The organism is Halomonas sp. BM-2019 (assembly GCF_017584085.1).
Window position 1 is genome coordinate 1,129,254 of the sequence record NZ_CP071922.1, and the last position, 585, is coordinate 1,129,838.

Sequence of the window (585 nt, forward strand, 5' to 3'; positions counted from 1 at the left end):
TTACACTGCACGTTTCCTGAAATACCTCACAGACCGCGGTATTAAAGATTGTTCAAACCAACGCGTGTATTGCTTCTTGGGTGACGGTGAAGTCGATGAGCCAGAAAGCTTGGGTGCCATTGGTATGGCGAGCCGGGAAGGACTGGATAATTTGACCTTCGTGGTGAACTGTAACCTACAACGCTTGGACGGTCCGGTGCGTGGTAACGGGAAAATTATTCAAGAGTTAGAAGGCACCTTCCGTGGCGCTGGTTGGGAAGTCATTAAAGTCATTTGGGGTCGCTATTGGGACCCGCTTCTGTATCGAGATACGGATGGCAAGCTCGCCGAGATTATGCAAGAGAGCGTGGATGGCGAGTATCAGAATTACAAAGCGAAAGGCGGTGCGTACACCCGCGAGCATTTCTTTGGCAAAACCGAAGAAACCAAGGCGATGGTTGCTAACTTATCAGACGAGGACATCTGGCGTCTGAACCGTGGTGGCCATGATCCCGTGAAGGTTTATGCGGCCTATCACAAAGCCGTCAACACCAAAGGTCGGCCGCAAGTCATTCTTGCTAAGACCGTGAAAGGATACGGCATGGG

The 585-nt window shown here is 51.1% G+C and carries 1 pseudogene; it reads left to right on the forward strand.

Annotated elements, in window-relative coordinates:
• A pseudogene (gene aceE / locus J5F18_RS05720) lies at nt 1-585 on the forward strand (pyruvate dehydrogenase (acetyl-transferring), homodimeric type); the annotation flags it as partial.